Source organism: Streptomyces sp. NPDC097640 (assembly GCF_040302705.1).
Classification (GTDB): Bacteria; Actinomycetota; Actinomycetes; order Streptomycetales; family Streptomycetaceae; genus Streptomyces.
Window position 1 is genome coordinate 64,143 of sequence record NZ_JBEOSB010000045.1, and the last position, 6,000, is coordinate 70,142.

5 protein-coding genes are annotated in these 6,000 nt (G+C 73.2%); all 5 read right to left on the reverse strand.

The features are described 5' to 3' along the window. Positions 1-159 precede the first annotated feature (159 nt). A complete protein-coding gene (gene kynU, locus ABTY62_RS44510; RefSeq protein ID WP_352135095.1) occupies positions 160-1,410 on the reverse strand; it encodes a kynureninase in 1,251 nt (416 codons plus the stop codon). Then, on the reverse strand, positions 1,403-2,245 hold the full coding sequence (locus ABTY62_RS44515; protein WP_352135096.1) for a tryptophan 2,3-dioxygenase family protein: 843 nt from the start codon (positions 2,243-2,245) through the stop codon (positions 1,403-1,405). The genes kynU and ABTY62_RS44515 overlap by 8 nt, the downstream gene beginning before the upstream one ends. A gap of 155 nt (positions 2,246-2,400) precedes the next feature. Then, the gene (locus ABTY62_RS44520; protein ID WP_352135097.1) at positions 2,401-2,814 is read right to left on the reverse strand and encodes a DUF3151 domain-containing protein; all 414 of its coding nucleotides are present in this window, start codon (positions 2,812-2,814) and stop codon (positions 2,401-2,403) included. Between the two features lie 60 nt (positions 2,815-2,874). Next, entirely contained in the window at positions 2,875-4,461 is a 1,587-nt protein-coding gene (locus tag ABTY62_RS44525) for an MFS transporter (protein WP_352135098.1), read from the reverse strand. A gap of 262 nt (positions 4,462-4,723) precedes the next feature. After that, positions 4,724-5,746 carry a class II fructose-bisphosphate aldolase gene (gene fbaA / locus ABTY62_RS44530; protein ID WP_352135099.1) on the reverse strand — a complete coding sequence of 341 codons (1,023 nt, stop codon included), beginning with the start codon at positions 5,744-5,746 and terminating at the stop codon, positions 4,724-4,726. Between the last annotated feature and the right edge of the window lie 254 nt (positions 5,747-6,000).

Genomic DNA, 6,000 nt, shown 5'->3' on the forward strand with positions numbered 1-6,000 from the left:
GGGTCCGGCGGGCCCACGCGCGTCGGAGCGCGCCGCCCTGCCGAAGGCCGGGGGCGGGCCTCCCGGGCTTTCGGCCGACACAACACACGGGCACCGCCCGGCGATAGCCGGAGAAGGGCGCCAGGGCGGCGAGCCGGGCGCACCTCGTCTGATGCGGCACTAGGCCACCTCCCCCGGCGCCCCCGCCAGCACCGCGGACAGCGCGCGCGCCGCGCGCTCGGTGTCGGCGAAGCCTGTGTAGAGCGGGGTGAAGCCGAAGCGCAGCACGTCGGGGTGGCGGAAGTCGCCCACGACGCCGCGCCGGATGAGCTCGGCCATCACCTCGCCCGCGTCCGCGCAGCGCAGCGCGACCTGGCTGCCGCGCTCCCCGTGCGCGGCGGGGGTGAGGGACTCGACGCGCCCCGCCGGGACGTACGCGCCGACGCAGCGCAGGAAGAAGTCCGTCAGGGCCAGGCTCTTGGCCCGCACGGCGGCCGTCGAGACCCCGTCCCAGACGTCCAGCGCGGCCTCCAGCGCGAGCATGGACAGGATGTCGGGGGTGCCGACACGGCCGCGCAGGGCGCCGTCGGCCGGGACGTACGCGGGCGCCATCCCGAAGGGGTCGGCGTGGGAGTTCCAGCCGGGCAGCGGGGAGTCGAAGCGGGGCTGGTGCTCGCGCGCGACGTACAGGTAGGCGGGCGAGCCGGGCCCGCCGTTGAGGTACTTGTACGTACAGCCGACCGCGAGGTCGACCCCGTGCTCGTCGAGCCCGACCGGCAGCGCGCCCGCGCTGTGGCACAGGTCCCAGACGACGAGGGCGCCCGCGGCGTGCCCGGCCGCCGTGATGCCGGGCAGGTCGTGGAGGCGGCCGGTGCGGTAGTCGACGTGGTTGACGAGCGCGACGGCGGTGCGCGGGCCGACGGCCGCTGCCATCTCGGCCGCCGGTACGGGGCGCAGGGCGCAGCCGGTCATCCGGGCGGCGGATTCGGCGATATAGCCGTCGGTGGGGAAGGTGGACTCGTCCACGAGGATCTCGTCACGGGCCACATCCCGCCCCGCTGACCGCCCCTGGGCGATCCGTACGCCGCCGACGAGCGCCTTGAAGACATTCACGCTGGTCGAGTCGGTGACCACCACCTGCCCGGGCGCGGCCCCGACGAGCCGCCCCACGCGGTCGCCGATCCGCTCCGGCGCGGTCCACCAGCCGCTCTCCCCCCAGGAGCGGATGCGCAGCCGCCCCCACTCGCGGGCCACGACATCGGCCAGCCGGGCGGGGACGGCGGCCGGCAGGGCGCCGAGCGAGTTGCCGTCGAGGTAGACCGTGTCGTCGAGGACGAAGTCGGCGCGCTTGGCGCCGAGCTCGTCGGCGGCGTCCAGCTTCGCCGCCTCCTCGGCCAGGGAGGCGGTGGCGGACGCGTTCGGCTCAGACATGGCTGCGCGCCGTCCACAGCTCGGGGAAGACGTTCTTCGTCGCCCGCTTCTCCAGCCAGGCGACCCCCGCCGAGCCGCCGGTGCCGGTCTTGGCCCCCATGGCCCGCCGGGTCGCGACGAGGTGGTCGTTGCGCCAGCGCCACACCAGCTCGGCGACCTCCGTGAGCGCCTCCCCGAGGCGGGCCGGAGCGCTGTCCTCCGGGCCGGAGTAGACCTCCTCCCACACCCGCTCGACCGCGGGGTCCGGCTCGTACCGCCGCGTCGGGTCGCGGTCCAGCACGGACTCCGGGACGGCCAGGCCCTGGCGGGCCAGATAGCCCAGCACCGCGTCGTAGAGGCTGGGCTCGGTCAGGGCCTTCTCCAGCTCCGCGTGCACCCGCGGCGCGCCCCGGTGCGGGACGAGCATGGACGCGGACTTCTCGCCGAGCAGGAACTCCAGCCGCCGGTACATCGCGGACTGGAAGCCCGAGCCCTCGCCGAGCGCGGAGCGGTAGGAGTTGAACTGGCCGGGCGTGAGGTGCGCGAGCGGCTTCCACGACGCGTTGAGCGATTCGAGCTCGTACGTGGAGCGCTTCAGCGCGGCCAGCGCGGTGGACAGATCGTCCTCGCGCAGCGCCTGCGCGGCGGTGTGCCACTCGTGGACGATGACGGTGAACCACAGCTCCATGACCTGGGTCGTGACCAGGAACACCATCTCCCCGGGGTCCTCGGAGAGCGGGTGCTGGAGGTGGGTGAGCACGGACGCCTGGACGTAGTCCTCATAAGGCGTCGTGCCTTGGAAGTCGAGATTCGGGGCGTCCGGCTCGGCTTCGTACGGGGCAGGCTGATGCGACATCGCTGTCTCCTGAGTCTGCTACCGGGTAGCGGTCCGCCCCTTCCTGATCGGCGTCGGAGCCCCGGTCCCCTCGGGACCCGCCATTGACGGGCCCCGAGCGCATCATGCGTGCCATGCGCACTTATCGCAAGTGCGCTGCCGGGCCTCAGGAGTCCTCAGGAAAGGGTGTCCGCCGCCGTCGGAGAGCTGTCCCGCAGGAACGTCGAGCAGCGCTCGTACTCCGCCTGCTCACCGATGGCCTGGGCGGCGCGGGCCAGCGCGTGCAGGGCGCGCAGAAAGCCGCGGTTGGGCTCGTGCTCGAAGGGCACGGGCCCATGGCCCTTCCAGCCGCTGCGCCGCAGCGCGTCCAGGCCGCGGTGGTACCCGGTGCGGGCGTACGCGTACGACTCGACCACGCGGCCGGCCTCGAAGGCCTCGTCGGCGAGCTGCGCCCAGGCGAGGGAGGAGGCCGGGTACTTCGCCGCGACCTCGGCCGGAGCGGCGCCGGAGGCGAGCAGCTCACGCGGCTCGGGGTCGTCGGGCAGATGGGTCGGGGGCGGTCCCCCGAGCAGATTCTCATGAATGGCCATGGACCCCAGTCTGCCTGGTCCGGGCCCGGGCGGGGGGCGTCCCGGACAGCCGTCCGGCCCTCAGCAGCCCCGGGCGCGCTGCGCGGCGTCGCCCGGATCCAGCGGTGGGGCGCCCACGCCGCAGTGGTAGACGCACTCGGGACGGCAAGGCCCCGGGGCGGCCTCCTCCGCTGCCGCCGCGGGAGCGCCGGCCGGAGCGGGCGGGGGAGCGGCCGCAGGCCCGGCCGGAGGCCCGGCGGCGGGCGCGGGCTCGACGGCCCCCTGCTCCAGCACATCCGGCCGCACCGTGCACCAGGCCACGACGGCGCCCAGCACCAGCACCCCGGCACAGATCGGCATCGCGCGGTCGAAGGTCGCCTGGAACTGGTGCGCCGACCGGTACGCCTCCGGCCCCATCCCGGCCAGCAGCGGCAGCGCCGCCACCGAGATCAGGCCCGCCGCGCGGGCGGCCGCGTTGTTGATGCCGCTGGCCAGGCCCGCGCGCTCCACCTCCACCGAGGCCAGCACGGTCGCGGTGAGCGGGGCGACCAGCGCCACCATGCCCAGGCCGAGCACCAGCAGCGCGGGCAGCACATCCCGCCAGTAGACCGCCCCCGGCCCGGCCCGCGTCATCAGCAGCATCCCCACCGCGCACAGCAGCGGCCCGACGGTCAGCGGGATCCGCGGCCCGATACGCCGCCCCAGCTCGCCGGCGCGCGCCGACAGCAGCAGCATCAGCACGGTGGTCGGCAGCAGCGCGGTGCCCGCGGCGAGCGCGGAGTAGCCCACCACGACCTGGAGCTGAAGCACGGACAGGAAGAAGAACCCGCTGAACGCCGCGTACACGCACAGCGTCACCGCGTTGACGGCGGTGAACTGGTGGGACGAGAAGATGTCCAGCGGCAGCATCGCGTCCGAGGCGCGCCGCCGCTCCACGTACACGAAGGCCACGCCCAGCAGCACGCCCAGGAGGGCCGGCACGACCACGGCGGGCGAGACCCCGGCGACGGGCGCGGCGATCAGCGCGTAGGTCACCCCGCCGAGCGCCAGCGCGCCCAGCGCGGCGCCCAGCACATCGAACCGCCCGTGCGCGCGCGGATTGCGGGACTCGGGGACATGCCGCAGGGCGACCGGCGCGCACACCACCGCCAGCGGCACGTTCAGAAAGAACACCCAGCGCCAGCCCGGCCCGTCCACCAGCCAGCCGCCCACGAACGGCCCGATCGCCGCCCCGACCCCGCCGAACCCGGACCACAGGCCGACCGCCCGCGCCCGGTCGTCCGGGTGGAAGGTCGCCTGGATCAGCGCCAGGGACCCCGGCGTGAGCAGCGCCCCGCCGATGCCCTGGAGCGCCCGGGAGGCGATGAGCACCCCGGCGTTCGGCGCCAGCCCGCACAGGAGGGAGGCGGCCGAGAACCACACCACCCCGATGACGAAGACCTTCCGCCGCCCGAACCGGTCCCCCAGCGCCCCGCCCAGCAGGATCAGCCCGGCGAGGGTGAGCATGTAGGCGTTGATGGTCCACTGGAGAACGGGGAGATCGGCGTTCAGGTCGAGGCCGATGTGCGGCAGCGCGACATTGACGACGGTGCTGTCGAGCAGCGCCATCGCCGAGCCCAGCACGGTGGTGAACACGACCCAGCGCCCGGCCGCGGAGGAAAGCCGCATCGTCCCGGCACGGTCCGCCCCTGCTCCGCCCGCCCCGGACGGCGCCGAACCCGAGGGCCTGTGCTCGCGGCGCGGCCCGACACCCGGCCCGGTATCACCCATACCAGGATCCTCCTCGCCCCCACCCCTCCCCGCCAACCCGAGGCCCGAATTTCCGGGGGCCGAAGCCCCGGTTCGGGAAGGGGCGGGGCGGGGAGAAAGCCGCGGGCCCGGCACCCCCACCGTGGGGGGCGCCGGGCCCGGAAGAAACCGCGTCGCCGCGTTACTTCAGCTTCGTGCCCGTGGAGCGCAGATCCGCACACGCCTTGGTGACGCGCTCGGACATGCCCTTCTCCGCCAGTTTGCCCCAGCTCCGCGGGTCGTACGTCTTCTTGTCGCCGACCTCGCCGTCGACCTTCAGCACACCGTCGTAGTTGCGGAACATGTGGTCCGCGATCGGCCGCGTGAAGGCGTACTGCGTGTCCGTGTCGAGGTTCATCTTCACCACGCCGTTCTCCAGCGCGGTGCGGATCTCGTCCTCCGTGGAGCCCGAGCCACCGTGGAAGACGAAGTCGAACGGGTCGGCCTTGCCGTGCTTCGCGGCGATGCCGTCCTGAAGATCACGCAGCAGCTCCGGGCGCAGCACGACATTGCCCGGCTTGTAGACGCCGTGGACGTTGCCGAAGGACGCGGCCAGCAGGTAGCGGCCCTTGTCGCCCAGGCCGAGCGCCTCCGCGGTCCGCTCGACGTCCGCGACGGTGGTGTACAGCTCGTCGTTGATCTCGTGCGAGACGCCGTCCTCCTCACCACCGGTCGGGGTGATCTCGACCTCGAGGATGATCTTGGCCTTGACGGCCTCGGCGAGCAGCTCCTGCGCGATCCGGAGGTTCTCGTCGAGCTTCTCCGCGGAGCCGTCCCACATGTGGGACTGGAAGAGCGGGTTCCGGCCGGCCGCGACGCGCTCCTGCGAGATCGCGATCAGCGGGCGCACATACCCGTCGAGCTTGTCCTTGGGGCAGTGATCGGTGTGCAGGGCGATGTTGACCGGGTACTTCTCGGCGACGATGTGCGCGAACTCGGCGAGGGCGACCGCACCGGACACCATGTCCTTGCTGTACTGACCACCCAGGAACTCCGCACCACCGGTGGAGATCTGGACGATGCCGTCGCTCTCCGCCTCGGCGAAGCCACGCAGCGCGGCGTGCAGAGTCTGCGTCGAGGTCACGTTGATCGCCGGGTAGGCGAACTTGCCTGCCTTCGCCCGGTCGAGCATCTCGTTGTAGATCTCGGGGGATGCGATGGGCATCTGTCCGCTCCTTGTGATGTGCGGGGTGTCGGTTCTTGGCCCTGACCTAGGAAAACCGCGGGGGCGACGTCACTGTCGTGGCCATCCTCCCAGACTCCGTCGTTTGCTCCACACGGCGCACGGCGGGATGACTCGGACGGGGGGTGGTGGTTTCACGTGAAACCACCACCCCCCCCCCAAAAAATTGGAAAGCCGCGGCCCCCACGACAGCCCCCCCCCCAGGGGAGGCGTCCCCCCCACGAGTGGGGGGGAGT